This window comes from Ruegeria discodermiae, assembly GCF_030758345.1.
Classification (GTDB): domain Bacteria; phylum Pseudomonadota; class Alphaproteobacteria; order Rhodobacterales; family Rhodobacteraceae; genus Ruegeria_C.
The window spans coordinates 746091-762521 of sequence record NZ_JAVAMO010000001.1 but is presented as its reverse complement, the minus strand read 5'-3'; the positions used below and the strand labels follow the sequence as shown (position 1 = coordinate 762521).

19 protein-coding genes are annotated in these 16431 nt (G+C 59.0%); 8 read left to right on the top strand and 11 right to left on the bottom strand.

The features are described 5' to 3' along the window. Window positions 1-7: 7 nt before the first annotated feature. Entirely contained in the window at window positions 8-1420 is a 1413-nt protein-coding gene (locus Q5Y75_RS03785; RefSeq protein ID WP_306194499.1) for an aminotransferase-like domain-containing protein, read from the top strand. A 4-nt stretch (window positions 1421-1424) separates the two neighbouring features. Here the strand turns inward: Q5Y75_RS03785 and Q5Y75_RS03780 are convergent, their stop codons facing one another. After that, window positions 1425-1790: a nuclear transport factor 2 family protein gene (locus tag Q5Y75_RS03780; protein ID WP_306194498.1), complete on the bottom strand. Its 366-nt coding sequence runs from the start codon at window positions 1788-1790 to the stop codon at window positions 1425-1427. A 235-nt stretch (window positions 1791-2025) separates the two neighbouring features. Here Q5Y75_RS03780 and rplM point away from each other — a divergent pair, with 235 nt between their 5' ends. From rplM to Q5Y75_RS03760, 4 genes are all read left to right on the top strand, one after another. Further along, window positions 2026-2484 carry a 50S ribosomal protein L13 gene (rplM, locus tag Q5Y75_RS03775; protein WP_306194496.1) on the top strand — a complete coding sequence of 153 codons (459 nt, stop codon included), beginning with the start codon at window positions 2026-2028 and terminating at the stop codon, window positions 2482-2484. A 6-nt stretch (window positions 2485-2490) separates the two neighbouring features. Beyond that, entirely contained in the window at window positions 2491-2976 is a 486-nt protein-coding gene (gene rpsI / locus Q5Y75_RS03770) for a 30S ribosomal protein S9 (protein WP_306194494.1), read from the top strand. 191 nt (window positions 2977-3167) lie between these two features. Then, the gene (locus Q5Y75_RS03765) at window positions 3168-3536 is read left to right on the top strand and encodes a group I truncated hemoglobin (protein WP_306194493.1); all 369 of its coding nucleotides are present in this window, start codon (window positions 3168-3170) and stop codon (window positions 3534-3536) included. After that, the gene (locus Q5Y75_RS03760) at window positions 3533-4597 is read left to right on the top strand and encodes an adenylate/guanylate cyclase domain-containing protein (protein WP_306194491.1); all 1065 of its coding nucleotides are present in this window, start codon (window positions 3533-3535) and stop codon (window positions 4595-4597) included. The genes Q5Y75_RS03765 and Q5Y75_RS03760 overlap by 4 nt, the downstream gene beginning before the upstream one ends. Here Q5Y75_RS03760 and Q5Y75_RS03755 read toward each other — a convergent pair. The 4 genes from Q5Y75_RS03755 to metA are packed head-to-tail and all read right to left on the bottom strand — an operon-like array spanning window position 4594 to window position 8012. After that, complete coding sequence (locus tag Q5Y75_RS03755) at window positions 4594-5208, bottom strand: TetR/AcrR family transcriptional regulator (protein ID WP_306194490.1); 615 nt, start codon at window positions 5206-5208, stop codon at window positions 4594-4596. The two genes, Q5Y75_RS03760 and Q5Y75_RS03755, sit on opposite strands and share 4 nt — an antisense overlap. After that, window positions 5201-6070 carry a polyphosphate kinase 2 gene (gene ppk2 / locus Q5Y75_RS03750; RefSeq protein WP_306194488.1) on the bottom strand — a complete coding sequence of 290 codons (870 nt, stop codon included), beginning with the start codon at window positions 6068-6070 and terminating at the stop codon, window positions 5201-5203. Before ppk2 ends, Q5Y75_RS03755 begins: the two co-directional genes overlap by 8 nt. Window positions 6071-6119: 49 nt before the next feature. Then, window positions 6120-7067, bottom strand: a complete 948-nt coding sequence (locus tag Q5Y75_RS03745; RefSeq protein WP_306194487.1) for an alpha/beta fold hydrolase — start codon at window positions 7065-7067, stop codon at window positions 6120-6122. A 6-nt stretch (window positions 7068-7073) separates the two neighbouring features. Further along, window positions 7074-8012 carry a homoserine O-acetyltransferase MetA gene (gene metA / locus Q5Y75_RS03740; RefSeq protein ID WP_306194486.1) on the bottom strand — a complete coding sequence of 313 codons (939 nt, stop codon included), beginning with the start codon at window positions 8010-8012 and terminating at the stop codon, window positions 7074-7076. A gap of 130 nt (window positions 8013-8142) precedes the next feature. On the opposite strand from metA, the gene Q5Y75_RS03735 reads away from it, so the two are divergent. After that, window positions 8143-8715 (top strand): hypothetical protein, encoded by a 573-nt coding sequence (locus tag Q5Y75_RS03735; protein ID WP_306194484.1) that lies wholly within the window; start codon window positions 8143-8145, stop codon window positions 8713-8715. Here Q5Y75_RS03735 and Q5Y75_RS03730 read toward each other — a convergent pair whose 3' ends face one another. The 6 genes from Q5Y75_RS03730 to guaA form a co-directional block, all read right to left on the bottom strand. Continuing rightward, window positions 8716-9573, bottom strand: a complete 858-nt coding sequence (locus tag Q5Y75_RS03730; RefSeq protein WP_306194482.1) for an ATPase — start codon at window positions 9571-9573, stop codon at window positions 8716-8718. 143 nt (window positions 9574-9716) lie between these two features. Then, window positions 9717-10829, bottom strand: a complete 1113-nt coding sequence (locus Q5Y75_RS03725) for a transporter (protein WP_306194480.1) — start codon at window positions 10827-10829, stop codon at window positions 9717-9719. A 137-nt stretch (window positions 10830-10966) separates the two neighbouring features. Beyond that, a complete protein-coding gene (locus Q5Y75_RS03720; RefSeq protein WP_306194478.1) occupies window positions 10967-11827 on the bottom strand; it encodes a DMT family transporter in 861 nt (286 codons plus the stop codon). Window positions 11828-11871: 44 nt separating this feature from the next. Further along, a complete protein-coding gene (locus tag Q5Y75_RS03715) occupies window positions 11872-12594 on the bottom strand; it encodes an FkbM family methyltransferase (RefSeq protein ID WP_306195690.1) in 723 nt (240 codons plus the stop codon). A gap of 65 nt (window positions 12595-12659) precedes the next feature. Next, window positions 12660-13481 carry a hypothetical protein gene (locus tag Q5Y75_RS03710; RefSeq protein ID WP_306194476.1) on the bottom strand — a complete coding sequence of 274 codons (822 nt, stop codon included), beginning with the start codon at window positions 13479-13481 and terminating at the stop codon, window positions 12660-12662. A gap of 34 nt (window positions 13482-13515) precedes the next feature. Beyond that, window positions 13516-15090 carry a glutamine-hydrolyzing GMP synthase gene (gene guaA / locus Q5Y75_RS03705; RefSeq protein WP_306194474.1) on the bottom strand — a complete coding sequence of 525 codons (1575 nt, stop codon included), beginning with the start codon at window positions 15088-15090 and terminating at the stop codon, window positions 13516-13518. Between the two features lie 76 nt (window positions 15091-15166). Here guaA and Q5Y75_RS03700 point away from each other — a divergent pair, with 76 nt between their 5' ends. Both Q5Y75_RS03700 and Q5Y75_RS03695 read left to right on the top strand, forming a co-directional pair. Beyond that, complete coding sequence (locus Q5Y75_RS03700) at window positions 15167-15604, top strand: GNAT family N-acetyltransferase (RefSeq protein WP_306194472.1); 438 nt, start codon at window positions 15167-15169, stop codon at window positions 15602-15604. Window positions 15605-15677: 73 nt separating this feature from the next. After that, window positions 15678-16397 carry a hypothetical protein gene (locus Q5Y75_RS03695; RefSeq protein ID WP_306194469.1) on the top strand — a complete coding sequence of 240 codons (720 nt, stop codon included), beginning with the start codon at window positions 15678-15680 and terminating at the stop codon, window positions 16395-16397. Window positions 16398-16431 lie beyond the last annotated feature (34 nt).

Genomic DNA, 16431 nt, shown 5'->3' with positions numbered 1-16431 from the left:
GATTGTAATGGGTACAATTTGGCCCGACACCCTGCCGCGCGAGAAAGGCCCCAAGTATAAACTGGTGGCCGACACAATCAGAAAATCAATCGAAGACAAGGTGTTGCAACCCGGTGCAAAGCTGCCGCCGGTGCGCGAATTGGCGTATCAATTGAGCATCACGCCTGGCACTGTTGCGCGGGCTTACACGATACTTACCGATGAAGGATTGTTACAAGCCGAGGTGGGGCGGGGCACATTTGTGGCGCCGCCCAAGACCGATCAGGTGGGTGTTGCTCCCATCGAGGTCGATGTGATTGCACATAATAGCGAGGGTGGTGACGGGTACACCGTGAACCTCTTCTCGCCGCATCTGCCCGGCGTCGGCCAGTCGAAACTAATCCGGCATTTGCTGGGTGAGATCGCGCAGGACCCGCCTTCGGGCCTCATGCATTATCCCAGCCGTGCCGGCTCGCTGCCGGCGCGGCGGGCGGCGGTGCAATGGCTGTCGCGCGCGCCGATCGGGCGTATTCGGGAAGGTGATGTGGTTCTGACCAATGGCGGCCAGAATGCCATTTCGCTTATCATGCAGGCGGTGCTGCGGGGCAGGCGCCCGGCGATCCTGGTCGAGGAACTGTCCTATCCCGGCTTCAGACGGGCCGCTGATCTGCTGCGCGCCGAGGTGGTGCCGGTTGCCATGGACAAACATGGCGTCATACCCGCCGCGCTGGACGCCGCCGCGCGCGCCCATGATGCGCAAATCTTCTGCACCTCGCCCGAGGTCCACAACCCCACCTGCCTCTTCACCCCGCTGGAACGGCGCGAGGCGCTGGTTCGGGTCGCCCGACAGCGTGATTTCTCTATTCTCGAAGATGATTGTTATCGCCACATGCCCGCCGATGCGCCGAGCTACCGCGTTTTGGCGCCGGAACGGTCCTGGTTCGTGAACTCGATCTCCAAATCCATCACGCCTGCGCTGCGCATCGGGGTCGCTGTTGCACCGGACGGGCATATCGCCGACCTGCGCCGGGCGGCTGAGCACGGGTTCTTCGGGCTGGCCACCCCGCTCATCGATCTGACCGCAAAACTGCTGGCCCACCCGCAACTGGACGCCATGCTGGAGGAATTGCAGCGCGTGACCGGTGACTACATCAAGGCGGCGGTGAATATCCTGGGGGCTTATCAACTGAGCTGGCGCCCTCCGGTGCCATTTCTGTGGCTGACCTTGCCGGAGGGCTGGCGCGCAGCGTCTTTCTGCCGTGCGGCCGAGGCCGAGGGCATCCAGATCCGTTCGGCCGAGGAGTTTGCCTGCCGCACCACGCGAACCCCGCATGCGGTCAGGCTGGCAGTGAATGCCGGTGTCAGCCTTGCGACGTTCGAGGCCGCCATGACTCGCCTGCGCCACCTACTGGACAATCCGCCCGAACGGATCGGGGTCTGAGCTTTTATCCCAACGCCTCAGGCTCACCAAAGAACCCCACAAGCTCGGCGATCTGGCCTTTCGCATCCAGACGGGCGAAATCGCGCCCCGCAATCATGACCGAGCCGTCACCTGCCACCATATGCCACTTGAAATGGACCGTGCCGTGATGGTGCTGCGGCGCGCTGGTCAGCTCCACCCGGCCACCGAACTCTGCCAGAACCTGTCCGATGTGATCGCTGAGTGCGCCGCGCCCGGTCACATCCGCGCTTGGATCGACATAGCGGCCCGTCTCGGCAAAACAGGCCGCGAGATGCGCCAGCCGCCTGTCGGGATCGCTTTCCCGCCACGCCGCGCCATATCTGGCAAGGGTTTCATTCAGGGCAGTCATCCGGGCCTCCGGCAGTGGTTCCTGTGATGTGCTGACCAATAGCCTAAAGATAGGGCAGGAAAACAGGATGAAGTATGGGGTAAAATAATACCTATTTTGTAATCCTTTGTTAATGTGGCGAAAAATTAGGTTTCAATGTATTGACCCGCATGTCTGTCAGGTCTAAACCCCCTCCATCGAATTCGGGCCGCTCCGCACGGGGGCGGTCTTTCACATCAAACAGGACTATCCTGCCATGAAAACCTTTTCTGCAACACCTGCAGACATCGACAAGAAGTGGATTCTGATCGACGCCGAGGGCGTTGTTCTGGGCCGTCTTGCCTCGATCGTCGCCATGCGCCTGCGTGGCAAGCATAAAGCGTCGTTCACCCCGAATATGGACATGGGCGACAATGTCATCGTGATCAACGCTGACAAAATCCAGATGACCGGCAAGAAGCGCGAAGAAAACTTCTACTGGCACACCGGCCATCCGGGCGGCATCAAGTCGCGCACCAAGCAGCAGATCCTCGAGGGTGCACACCCCGAGCGCGTCGTGACCCAGGCGGTCAAGCGCATGCTGCCGGGCAACCGCCTGTCGCGCCAGCAAATGACCAACCTGCGCGTCTATGCCGGTGGCGAACACCCCCACGAGGCGCAAGCGCCCGAAGTTCTGGACGTGAAGTCCATGAACAAGAAAAACACCCGGAGCTAATGACCGATGGCTGATCAGATCAATACTCTCGAAGAGCTGAGCGCCGTTGCAGGCGTTGAAACCGTGGCCGAAGAAGTTGTTGCACACGAGCCCGTGCGGGACGAGCTGGGCCGCTCCTACGCCACCGGCAAACGTAAAGACGCGGTTGCCCGTGTCTGGATCAAGCCCGGTTCCGGCAAGGTGACCGTGAACGGCAAGGACCAGGACGTGTATTTCGCGCGCCCGGTTCTGCAGCTGATCCTGCGCCAGCCGATGCAGGTGGCAGGTGTCGAAGGTGAATTCGACGTGGTCGCAACCGTCAAGGGCGGTGGCCTGACCGGTCAGGCCGGTGCGGTCAAGCACGGCATCTCGAAGGCGCTGCAACTCTACGATCCGTCGCTGCGTGGCGCTCTGAAAGCCGCAGGCTTCCTGACCCGCGACAGCCGTGTTGTGGAACGTAAGAAATACGGTAAGGCCAAAGCGCGTAAGAGCTTCCAGTTCTCGAAGCGTTAAGCCGGAGCCATCCGATCATTTTGAGAGGCCGTGCAGCGATGCGCGGCCTTTCTTTTTGCCCCGATCTGGCGATGCCTCGCAGGTGCAACCGGAAGGTGAAAATCCGGCAAATGTTCAAAATGTTTAACATTTTGCGCGAAGTGACCTATCGTTGAGGCTCAAGCCCGGGCGGGCGGATCAGGGCATCAGGGATGGCGCAGTCAATCTACGAAAAGCATGGCGGTTTCAAAACCGTGAGCCGGGTGGTCCTGTACTTCTACGAGATGGTGCTGGAGTCCGAAGAGATCGGCCATCATTTCGATGATATCGACATGCCGCGCCTGATTGATCATCAGACCAAGTTCATTTCATCGCTTCTGGGCGGGCCGGCCTCGTTCAGCGACGACCGGCTTGAGGTGGTGCATAGGCCACTGGGCATCACCCATGATCATTTTGACGAGGTGGCGCGTCTGCTGGGCGAGGCTTTGCTGGAACATGGCATGTCTCCCGGTGATGTCGATATCGCATTGGCTGCCGTCGAAGCCAAGCGCTCGGTCATCGTGACCCGCGAGGTGGGATGAGCATTTCGGCCATCAACGAGCATCTGCTGCGGGCGATTGGCGTCGGTGTGGCCTTGGCGCGGGCCTCGGATTTGCGCCTGGTCTTCCATAATGAGCCCTTTGCGGAATGGTTCGGCGCGCCCGACGCCGACGCCACGCTGACCTCGGTCCTGGGAGAGTTGGACGCGGACGCTCTGGATCAGGTGCGCGAAACCGGCCAGCGCTACTCCGCCGAGCTTGAGATCAAGCCGCGCCGCCGGACGTTGATCTTTGCGGTCAATATCTCGCTGACCAGCGGCACCGAAGAGCCGCTGCTGATCGTGGAATGCCAGAACATCACCCGCATCCGCGAGCTGGAGACTATGATCGACAGCTACTCGACCATGGTCGAGCGCAATACCCGCGAGTTGGAGCGGGAAAAAGAGCGGGTGGAGCGGTTGCTGCTCAACCTCATGCCGCGTTCGGTTTATGAGGAGTTCAAGACCTTTGGTGTCGTGACGCCGCAGCTCTACAAGAATGTCTCGGTGGTGATGCTGGATTTCGTCGATTTCACCGATTTCGCCGCCAAGACCGATCCCACGATAACGCTGGGCGAGTTGAATGACATCTTCACCGCCTTCGACCGGATCGTCGAACAATATGGCTGCGAGCGGATCAAGACCATTGGCGATGCCTATCTGGCGGTCTCGGGCATGCCCGACGAAACCCCCGATCACGCCACGGCGGTGGCCCATTGCGCCATTCGCTTCCTGCGCTATCTGGAGCGGCGCAACGAAAGCCACCCGCATAAATGGCGCGCTCGGATCGGTCTGGGATCGGGGGCCGCGGTGGGCTCGGTCGTGGGCATCCAGAAATACGTCTACGACGTGTTTGGCCCGGCGGTGAACATGGCCGCGCGGCTACAGATTTTCGCCCACCCGATGAAGATCGTCGCACCCGAGTCGATGAAATACGATCTGATCGACGAGTTTCAGGTCTCAGACATCGGCGCTTACGACATCAAGGGCATGGGCGAGATGGAGTTGATCAATGTCAGCGCCGATCTGCGCGCCGGGCAGACCCGCTCACGGTTCCAGCCTTAATCGTCGGGCGAGATCAGCCCCAGACCGCGCAGGTAAATTCCCACGCCCGATTCCAGCAGATCCTCGGGCGGGAAGGGCGAGGCGGTGCCGGTGTTGCGGGCGTAAAGCTCGACCACGCCGTGGCTCATGGCCCAGATATGGGCGCTGACCATCGAGGCGGGGGGGCGTTTCTCCGGCGGGATGTGTTCTGACAGCTCTTGCGCGGCTTTCTCCAGCACCGCCTTGGCGCGGGCGGCGGCGTCGGCCAGTGCGGGGGTGCGGTTGACCGAGATACCGCTTTCGAACATCGCGATGTAATGGCCGGGATGTTTGCGGGCAAAGGCCAGATAGGCGCGGCCCGTCGCCTCGAAGGCCGCCAAGGCCGAGGGCTGGCCCTTGTCATAGGCGAATTGCATCAGGTCGGCGAACATCTCAAATCCCTGCCGGGCGGCTTCGGCGATCAGGTCCTCGCGGCCTTCAAAATGGCGATAGACCGCTGCCGGGGTCACGCCAGCGGTCTTGGCGGCCTCGGAGAGGGTAAAGCCGGTGGGTCCACGCGCCTCAATCAGTACCAGCGCGCCTTCAATCAGGGCCTGCTTGAGGTTGCCGTGATGATAGCCGCGTTTAGCCATCCCAGATATCGGGACCCCCGCAGATCTTGGCGTCGATGGTACCAACCGCATCGGCGTCCTTGTCTTCGTAATCCAGCCCCTGCAGCACCGTCTGGATAGCAGCGATCCTTGCCCGCCGCTTGTCATCCGAGCGCACGATGGTCCAGGGCGAGAACCCGGAATGGCTGCGGGTCAGGGTTTCGCCGATGGCACTGGTATAGGCGTCCCATTTGCCGAGGCCCTGCACATCGATGGGGCTGAGTTTCCATTGCTTCAGCCGGTCGGTTTCGCGGTCGCGGAAGCGGCGCAATTGTTCGCCACGCCCCACGTTTAGCCAGAACTTGAACAGCTTGATCCCGTCATTCACCAGGCCTTCTTCCAAAGGCAGAGCCTGGCGGAAGAACCGCTCACGCTCTTCATCAGTGCAGAAACCGAACACTTTCTCGACCACGCCGCGATTGTACCAGCTGCGGTCAAAGAACACGATTTCCCCGGCCGAAGGCAGATGTTCGATATAACGCTGGAAATACCATTGGCTGCTTTCGGTATCCGAAGGCTTGGTCAGCGCCACCACCCGCGCGCCGCGCGGGTTGAGGTTTTCGCGCAGCCGCTTGATGGTGCCGCCCTTGCCGGCGGCATCGCGCCCTTCGAAGATCACCGCGACGCGCTGTCCGCTTTCCTTAATCCAGGATTGCAGTTTCACCAGCTCGATCTGCAGCGCCTCCATCTGCGTGTCATAGGCTTTGCGGCCCATGCGTTCCGCGTAAGGGTAGCTATCGGTGATGATGTCGTCCTTGGCGGCCTTTTCCAGCGCTTTGCGCAGATGGCCGGGCGCGTCCTCGGCGATGAACTTGGCGATTTCGCCCTTGTTTTTGCGAGACATTCCGTGCCTCCTGAATTGCTCGTACACGCACTATGGAATGTTAAGGGGCTTAACGCAAACCCGCCCGTTCGGCGGCACGATCAATTGCGTCAACCACTTCGGGGACCGAGACATGCTGCGGCATGTGGCCTACGCCTTCCAGACTGGTGAGCACGGCGTCGGGGATCTGTTCAGCCAGCGTCTGCGAATGAATTTCCAGCCCCACAACCGTGTCGTCGGTGCCATGCACGATCTCGGTCGGGACCGAGATTTCGTGGTAATGCGGTGCCAGTTCCTCGATCTCGCCCAGCAGGTTATAGCGTTGCAGCGCGTTTGCGCGCAGGGACTCGCGCCGCAGGCTGAGGCCGGGACCGAAATGATCGGCGTAATCCTCGGGCATCGGGTTGGGGGCGAAGACATCGACAAATGTATCTTCGACCACCGACTGCGGAACATAGGCCGTGATCAGAGGGTTCACCACCGCCGCACCGATCGGGTTGGCGGTGAGCTTGTAGAACAGCTCCAACTCGGTGTCCCAGGGGTTCGATGCGCCCGCAATCGGCACCAGGGCCGCAATATGGTCAGGATGGGTTACCGCCCAGGCCAAGGCCACCGCGCCGCCATAGCTTTGTCCCACCACGATGGGCTTGTCCGCGCCAAGCTGCTCTGCGGCCTTCATCAACTGGGTCGCCTGTTCGGTGATCGTCGCGCCTTTGGGATTGAGCGGATCGGAATAACCCAGGCCCGGGCGGTCAAAGACAATGACCCGGTAGCGGTCGGCCAGCGCCGGGGCGAGGCGGTAGGTCATGTCGTTGGTATTGCCGTTCGAGCCGTGGATCAGCACCACATCGGGGCCGTCTCCCATCACTTCGGCATGGACCTGATGGCCGTCCACCTGCAGCAACTCGCCGCGTGGCGGATGGCTGGCCTCGGCCCGCGCCTCATTGCGGCTGGCGAGCCAGAGGGTCAGCGCCCAGAAGGCGCCAAGAACAAGTAGGATGATCACCAGCACGCGCATCTCCGCTCAGGCCCTCAAATCAGTCGAGCTAAGGCCAATTCGGCTGATGTCAAAGGGCGTGGTCTCGTAGATTTCGCTGATCCAGTTGCCATAGAGCAGATGGGCGTGGCTGCGCCAGCGGTTCTGCGGCTCTTGCGAGGGGTCGTCATCGGGGTAGTAGTTCTGCGGCACGTTGATCGGCGTGCCATTGGCAACGTCGCGGTCATATTCCTGTTTCAGCGTGTCGCTGTCATATTCGAAATGGTTGAAGATATAGAGCGCGCGATGGGCCTTGTCGCGCACCAGACAGGGGCCGACCTCATCGCTGCCCAACAAGGTGCGCAGGCCATCGGCCGCGTCGATCTCCTCCTGCTTCATCTCGGTCCAGCGGCTGACCGGGATCACGCAATCATCCGAGAACCCGCGCAGGAAGGACGAGGCGGGCGCAAGATTGCGGTGCCGGAAACAGCCGAAAGCCTTGGCATCCAGCATGTGTTTCCTGACGCCGTGGAAATGGTTGATCATCGCCATCCCGCCCCAGCAGACGCCGAAGGTGGAATGCACATTGGTCTGGGTCCAGTTCATCACCTCGACCAGTTCGTCCCAATAGGTGACGTCGGTGAACTCCAGATGCTCGATCGGGGCGCCGGTGATGATCAGACCGTCAAACTTCTCGTCCTTGACCTCCTGAAAGGGGCGATAGAATTCGGCCATGTGATCGGCGGCGGTGGTCTTGGTGCGGTGTTCAGACATGCGGATGAGGCTGAGCTCGATCTGCAAGGGAGTCGCGCCGATCAGTCGGGCGAACTGGTTCTCGGTCTGGATCTTCTTGGGCATCAGGTTGAGCAGGCCGATGCGCAACGGGCGGATATCCTGACGCGCGGCCTGATCCTCGGCCATGACCATGACACCCTCGCGGCTGAGGACGTCAAAGGCGGGCAGGTCTGAGGGGATCTTGATAGGCATGACAGGGGCTCTTTTGCGTGTGTGTCTGCGCTAGATAGTCCGGGTGGGCGGTGGTGCCAAGCCTCGTAACGCTTGACAGAGCGGGACTGTGGCCTCTCAATCAGAGACAGACCGGCGAGAGGGGACCGGAATGAAAAGATTGGTTTTTTTGGCGCTGATGCTGTGTGCGCCACCTGTTATGGCGCAGCACGGCGATCCCATGGAACTGCAACGCTGCATCTGGCGCTGTCTGGCAAACTCTCCGGGTGCCCATAGCCCGATTTATCACCAATGCGTGAGCAGGCTCTGCAGCGAACCTCAATATGTGCCGCAAACGGCAGCGCCCGTGGCGCAGGGCTGGGCGGCAGGAATGGCTGCGGATGGCCAAACCTGGTCGGCCGGGCTGGCCGCGCCGGATGGCAGCGGGCAGGGGCTGTATTATCAATGTGTGCCGGGGAGGGGCGGTTACTTGATGCTCTACGGTCTCAAGGCGCGCGAAGGCGTGTTTCAGATCAGCATCGATGGGCGCGCCTATCCGCTGGCCTTTCATAACAGACGCGGAGAGCTGACCAGTGATCTGCCGCCCTCAGCGCCGTTTCTGAACCTGCTGGGGCAGGGACGTGCCATCGCCATTGTGGACCCCGATGGGGCGTACAGGGCGGGCTATAGCCTGCTGAATGCGCAAGGGGCGATCTGGCAGGTGCGGGCGGCCTGCGGCGGCTGATCAGCGCGCAAGCACGTCGCCGATCAGCGCGTCAAAATCCGCCGCGTCCCTCACCGTGGACACTTGATCGGCGGTCAGCGTAAGTCCCCAGTTGCGCGCCATCGCCTCATAACGCGGCTGCCGGTGGGCCAGCGCCTTGGAATAGGTCCAGCGCACAAAGGCATCCGGGTCCACCGCATCGGGTGCGCAGCCCTGTTCGGACAGGTAACACTCCCACATCTCGGTCAGAAACTCCGCCTGATAGGACATCGGTTTCGGGTCCTTGTCGAAGCGGCGGATCAACTCGTCGGTATGGGCCTCATCCCCCTTGAGCCAGATCATCAGCGTATCCTTTGCAAGCTCGGACAGCACGTGATCCTTGGGATCGTCAGGATCGATCCATTCGCAGATCGAGCCGCCCGTGTCGCAGATAAAGTTGGGATAGCCATAAAGCCGCTCGGCCCGGTCGATGAAATATTGCGTATCGAGCAGCGCATGGATTTCAGCCTGCCGGAACTGCTCCTGGCGACGGCGATATTCATCAATGGCCAGCCCGCCCTTGTCAGGATCTCCGGGCTTGCCCAGATAGGCCGAAACCGGTGTGAGATTCTGGAACGAGATGTTTGAGCCGATATAGATCGAATCCGACAAGAGCAGATCGCGCAAGAAGGGCACCTTCATCGCCTGCGCTTTGGCATTGTCGGTGATGTACTCGCCCATATACCGAGTACCGATGCGATAATCGATCGAGTAATGAAACCAGTCGCCACCCGCCCTCAGGATATTGCTAAGATGGGTCTTGCCCAAACCGGACATACCAAAGAACAGCACCTTCTTGCGCGGCGCATTGCGCCAGTCCTGAGCTGAAGTGTAAAGCATATCCCGCAGTCCCGAATTTTGACCCTAGCTAGAGCGCCGCGCAAGCGGGGTCAATCTTGCGTGTGCGTGGGCGGGCCGGCCAAAGCAAAGAAAAACCCGCCGGAGGGACCGGCGGGTTTAAGCTGGCTGAGTGATTGATGAACTCAGCTATTTCCCAGCGCGTAAGTCACTTGGAAACCCACGCTCCAAGCATGGTTGTCTTTGAACTCACCACCGGTCGTGGTGGTAGCATCTCCGATATCAGTGTAGCGGATGCCCCCCGATATCTTTGCATTTTCAAGAGTGTACGTCCCGCCAATGCCAATATTCCAGAAACCGTCTGTCGGGCTAAGATTGGACTGGGGCACGTCGTTTGACGGTTCGTATCCAACCGTGATCGCTCCAGCAAACTCATCTGTGAAGGAACGCCCGAGGCCCAGCGAAAAGGTCCAGATAGAGTCTTCGTAGCTAACAAGTGGCTCTGTGAACGGGTAATTAGGTGGATCGTACTCCAGCTGCGGCCAGTCGACCCAACGGATTGTGCCAAAGACCAGCGTGTCTTGTGCTACACCAGTCTGAAAATCTAGATTAACTGATTGTGGAAGCTCAACTTGCGACTGGCTGTTAACAGTAATACCGGCAACACCGATTGTTTCTGTCTGATCGAAGTCAATCGTCACCTTCGAATTGTAGGTTAGCGCGACACGCGCCGCTATCTCCGGCTTCTCCCAGGCAACGCCAACAACATAGCCAAAGTCGTACTGAGCGTCCGACTCGACTTCATAGTTCCCAACAGCCGGCACGGTAACTTTCGTCGTGCTTCGAACAAGCCGCACACCGCCGATTCCGCTGAAACCGTTGTTAAACTTGTAACGTGCCAATCCGGTCAATGCGTCGGTATCAGCATCGGCGGACAACCGGGTGTTGGGGTCGACAGGTCCGCCGGGTACCGGTGGAAAGTTCGACAGGATGTAACTTGGCGAATATGCGATATCCGCACCAAACGGTTTGTCGTAAATCAGTGCGACATCCCACTTGTCGTTCAGCGCTTTCTTGTAAGCCAGTTCAGGCGAAAAGAAATTCTTTCCGACATTGCCGGAATTTGTACCGGCCTGAGACCCACTGATCCTTGGGCTGGTGAATGCCAGCGCAGCCAGCAGCGCGTCGCCCTCCTCAAATATAATGTTGATGCCCTGACCGCTACGATCAAGTCCTCCGGCAGATGCCAATGTGGGCGAGAGCGCTGCCGCAGCCAACGCTATGAGTGGTTTTTTCATGACCTGTGCTGTCCCTGTTTTTTGGCGGGTTTTTGTGAGTGCTATTATTTACGCAGTGTCGGCTAACAGAACGTAATTTTCACGGTCAACTCTGACCTAACGGCAAAGTTTTCTTTTTTGTGATCTATCTGCGTCAGTTACGCTAGGGAAGTTTTAACGTTAACATAGTTGGCTGAAAGTATCATAATTCCGCCGATAAATACAAATAAATCAATAGGTTCATGATAAATTAGCGCGCCGACGATAGCGATGATCGGTAGCCGTGCAAAATCGAATGGCACCACAATCGTTGCGGGTGCGATGGCGAGCGCTTTGGTGATGCAAAAATGCGCAGTCAGCCCGCAAACACCAATGAGAATCAGCCAGGGAATCGTTGCTGCGGTAGGCAGGGCGATCTCTGCGTCATAGCCCGAGGCGACCAGACCCAGAACCAGCTGCATGCTTGTGAGCCAGAACAAGATGCTGCCGATGCCTTCGGTACGGGTCAGCCTTTTGGTGGCAATCATCGTGAGCGCGAAGAAAATCGCGCAGCTTGCCGCCGCCGCTATTCCTGAATTGAGCGGTGTCGCGCCGGGGCGTGCAACAACGAGAATGCCCAGAAACCCCAGCCCGACCGCCAGCGCTTTGGGTAGCGTGATCCGCTCGCCCAGCAACAGTGGCGCCAGAAGAATCACCCAAAGCGGTGTGGTGAACTCAAGCGCAAAGACCTGCGCCAGCGGAATCAGCGTCAGCGAGTAGAACCAGAGGTTCTGTCCGATAAAATGCGCCAGATTCCGTGCCATGTTCAGCCCAAGCCGGTCGCGACTGACCCGGTGCCAGGTTCCAGTCCAGGTGAGGACTGCGCAGACGATGATTATGCCAATCACGCTGCGATACATCATCATTTCGAACGTGTCATGCGTGCTGGCCGTCGCCCGGCCCGCGACCGCCATCAGCGTGAACGAGGCGATCGCGCCGGTCATCCACAGCGCCGCGCGCAATACGTTAGCCGCGGCCAACGGACAGCGCTTTATGATTGCATGCTGCGCTTAAGGGCATCGTATCAGACGCCAGACGCAAGTGGGTTTTCGTCGACATGGGTAGCATCTTTGAAGAGGTAATCGTGGTGGGACAATTGTGCTTCAAACAAATAGCCGTGCTGCCCGAGATACGTGGACAATTGATCAAAATCCTTATGCTCGATCAGCATGTAGTTGAAACGGTATTTCTGGTGACGAATGCCTTTCAACACGGGAATCTCAACTCCTTCGACATCCAATGAAAGAAAGTCGATCCGCTCAGGGGCACCGGCTTCGGTAAGGATCGCGTCAAGGGTTCGCGCAATTGCGCCAAAACGAAAATTCGTTTCAGATTTTGGCAAATGAACCTTCGACCGCTCGATATGCTCCATCGGGTCATCAAGCGCGCTCTCCATACCAAGACTGACGCTCATGAGATTGGAATACACCATCTCCACAAACCGATCCGAATATTCAAAATCGACACAGGCACCGCAGAACACGGAGTTGTTCTCTCCTCGCAGGGCGAGGCACTTCAGGTAGTTATGCGGCGCTGGTTCCACCAGAACGCCGCGCCAACCGCGCGTGCGTTCCAAGCGGTATGTGTTAGACTGGTTTATACCGTCATTGGCCCCCAGCTCGACAAAGAAGCCGTTATCATAGTCAAGATAGGCCTCCATCTTCTTGTCGAGATCATTCAGCCCGTAATACTTGGGTTCCTTAGCTCGTCGGCGTTTGTCGATTGACCTCTTCAGTCTTTGAAGCACCAATTCTTAACCCTCCGCTGAACCTGTGGCCGGTTTTTCGGGTCTTTGCGAAGCCGGCGCAGATATCATTTGAACCGGACGTAGCACATCCACGTATAGTCCAAAGCTTCGGATTTCAGAGGATCCTCGCTGGTTGCATTAAACAGTGGGGCCTTGGTCGGGAAGGCATCGCCAGTCCAAGCGTCGCCCCAGCGTGTGGTCTCAGCGCCAAAAAGCGGTGGCCCTTCGTAGTAAACCTCAAGATTCTGTTCGAGTTCCCTGCGGTGAGTCTCATTGGCCGGTACGCTCTCGATAAGTCGGTCGGTCAGTGGATCGGATGCCAGAGCCGCCCGGAGCCGTTTGCCGAGAGGTTTCGCCGGGGGCGGCGGCGCATCGAACCCGGCGCCGGAGGCCGCATGTTTGAGCGAATAACAATCGCCAAACCGAACTGGGTAGTTGTCTTCGAAAATGGCCTGACGAAAGCCTTTCCATTTCATCTGTTGCAGGCGCATAAGCGCGTTCTGGTGATCGTCGATGAAGCATAAGGCGTTGCTGAGATCCTCGCTGGTGAAATCGATCAGTGAGAAGTCGCGCTCGATATAGTCCGCCGTTTTGCTGCGATAGGTCAGGGTTCCGAAATTGATGTCCAGACAGATCAGTCGTGCTGAGGGGCAGGCCTGTTCAATCAACCAGGTTCCCTGACCCTTGTAGACGCCGCTTTCGACAATCAGATCGGGTTTCAGCCGGGACAGCATGAACCAAGTGAGAAAGGCATGCGGGGCTTTCATACCGCCGGTATTGTCCGACACCGGCTTGCGGGCATAGACTTCCTTGAACTCGGGATAGGCCTCGACCATCTCGGTATCACCCCAAGGAACATCCCCGAGTTGAAAGGGTTGCGTATTCAAATCAGATTCCCTTTTTTGATTGTCTATGGCGGCCCTATTCCCACTCGATGGTGCCGGGCGGTTTTGAGGTGATGTCGTAGGTGCAGCGGTTGATGCCTTTGACCTCGTTGATGATGCGCGTCGCGGTCTCGCCGAGAAACTCGTGGCTGAACGGGTAGTAATCCGCCGTCATGCCATCCACCGAGGTCACCGCGCGCAGGGCGCAGGCGTAGTCATAGGTGCGTCCGTCGCCCATCACGCCGACGGTGCGTACCGGCAGGATCGCCACAAACGCCTGCCAGATCTCATCATAGAGCCCGTGCTTGCGGATTTGGTCGATATAGATCGCATCCGCCTCGCGCAGAATCTCCAGCTTTTCGCGGGTGATTTCGCCGGGGCAGCGGATTGCCAGGCCAGGGCCAGGGAAGGGGTGGCGGCCGATGAAGCTCTGTGGCAGGCCCAACTCGCGGCCCAGGGCACGGACCTCGTCCTTGAACAGCTCGCGCAGCGGCTCGACCAGTTTCAGGCCCATCTTTTCGGGCAACCCGCCGACATTGTGGTGGCTTTTGATGGTGACCGAGGGGCCGCCGGAAAAGCTCACCGATTCAATGACGTCGGGGTAGAGCGTGCCTTGGGCGAGGAACTCGGCCCCATCGATTGTGTCGGCGTGTTTCTGGAACACGTCGATGAACAGTTTGCCGATGATCTTGCGCTTGGTTTCAGGGTCGGACTGGCCGTCCAACTCGCCCAGGAACAGCTCGGATTCATCGGCATGGATCAGCTGGATGTTGTAATTGTCGCGAAACATGGCGACGACTTCCTGCGCCTCGTTCTTGCGCAAGAGCCCGTGATCGACAAACACGCAGGTGAGTTGGTCACCAATCGCCTCATGGATCAGAATCGCCGCGACCGAGCTGTCGACGCCGCCAGAGAGGCCGCAGATCACCTTCTTGTCGCCCACCTGCGCGCGAATCTCCTCAATCATCTGTTCGCGATAGGCACCCATGGTCCAGTCGCCGGTGAACCCGGCGAGACGCACGAAGTTTTCATAAAGCTTCGCGCCTCGCGGCGTGTGATGCACCTCGGGGTGGAACTGGACAGCGTAGAAATTGCGCTGGGTATCGGCGGTGATCGCGTAAGGCGCGTTGGGTGAGGTGCCGTAGACCGCAAAGCCGGGCGCCAATTGGCTGACATGATCGCCATGGCTCATCCAGACTTGCTCATCCCCATCCGCAAACCAGCCCTCAAGCAGCGGCAGGGTACCTTCCGGCGTGACAAAGGCGCGGCCAAATTCGGCTGTACCGCCGCCGCCTGAAATCTTGCCGCCTTCAACGTTGCCGCCAAGCTGCTGCATCATCACCTGCTGGCCATAGCAGATGCCTAGAATCGGCACGCCATAGTCAAAGATCTCCTGCGGCGCACGCGGACTGCCCTCGCGCGTGACGCTGTCAGGACCGCCGGAAAAGATCACGGCTTTCGGTCCCATCCGGCGCACGAAATCCATCGTGACGTTCTGATAGGGATGAATCTCGCAATAGACGTTCAACTCGCGCAGGCGGCGGGCGATCAACTGCGTGACCTGGCTGCCGAAGTCGATGATGAGAAGGCGGTCATGGGATGTCTGGCTCATGGCCCAGCTACTAGGTTGCGGAACTGGCAAGCGCAAGGGATTTCAGGCAGTTTGGACGCAGGGCGAGGAGAGGGTGATGACGGATATTCGACTGCGCGCGGCCACGCATGGTGATCTTCCTCTACTGGTCGAGGTCATTGCCTCCGCCTATGCCGCCGAACGCGCGCGGCTGAGCGGTATCCCGGACGTGACCGAGGGGCTCGATGCGCATATTCGTGATGACATCGTGCAACTGGCCGAACGGGCGGGGGCGCTTTTGGGTGTCATTGTTCTAGTAAAGCAGGAAAACGCTCTGATGGTCGCCAATGTCGCGGTCTCTGCCGAGGCGCAGGGCGCCGGGATCGGAGGGCAATTGATGCGGTTGGCGGAACAGATGGCGCGGGGCGAAGGATATGACCGGCTGATCCTGCGCACCCATGCGGGCATGTCGGCAACACGCAGGTTCTATGCCAAGTTGGGCTGGGTTGAGACTGGCGTGAGCGGGCAGGTGGTCACGATGCAAAACGATCTGTGAGTGCGTTTGATGCAGGCTAAGGGAAATTGTGGTAGGCTAAAAGGCATTGGTTTCAGCAGTTTGATATGAATAGATGGCGAAGAAAACCGGATACGGACTGGATGGGTGTCAGAAGGAATATTCCGATCGACACCCGGTGATGAACAAGAAAGGCTCGGCCAAGCGCCCCAGATGCGGTTGCGGATCGTGGCTGAATCACTGGAAAATCTACAGCGGTGCTGGGTTGGCGGCGCAGGTGAACTGCTCCTATATGGGGTGCAGCAAGAAGGCCGAAGACGGGGCACATGTCGTTTTCGTCAAAGTTGAGCGCAAATCGGCAACTGAGCTTTACAAACCAAAGCAACTGGACGGCACCGTGTTCATCATCCCGCTTTGCGGGACCCATAATCGGTCCCGATTCACGGCGCCCTTCTTTGTAAATGCCTCGCGCAATCTGATCGATGACAAGGCGCGCGACGAATGCAAGACGGTTGTCTATCAACAGAACAGGCAGAACTACTATCGCGTGTCAGTGACAAAGGCTGGCGGGAAACCGAAATGCGGCTGTTCGAGTCATATCGCACATTACAGGGTCTACACCGGAAATAGTAGAAAGCGGCGCTGTGTCGCCATGCCGTGTAGCAAACCGGCAGTTGTCGCGGCACCTGTACGCTCGAAAGATCGGCGAACGCGGTTTGATCGTTATACTGCGCCTCTCTGCAAGGCCCATGCGAAGCCGCGCAGCGAATTCTATGTAATACGCAACGCCGAGCTTTGCCCTCCTGACGCTTGTGATGAGTGCGGACAGGAATAGCCGCTAGAATGCCATGGTTACTCCGCCCATGTCG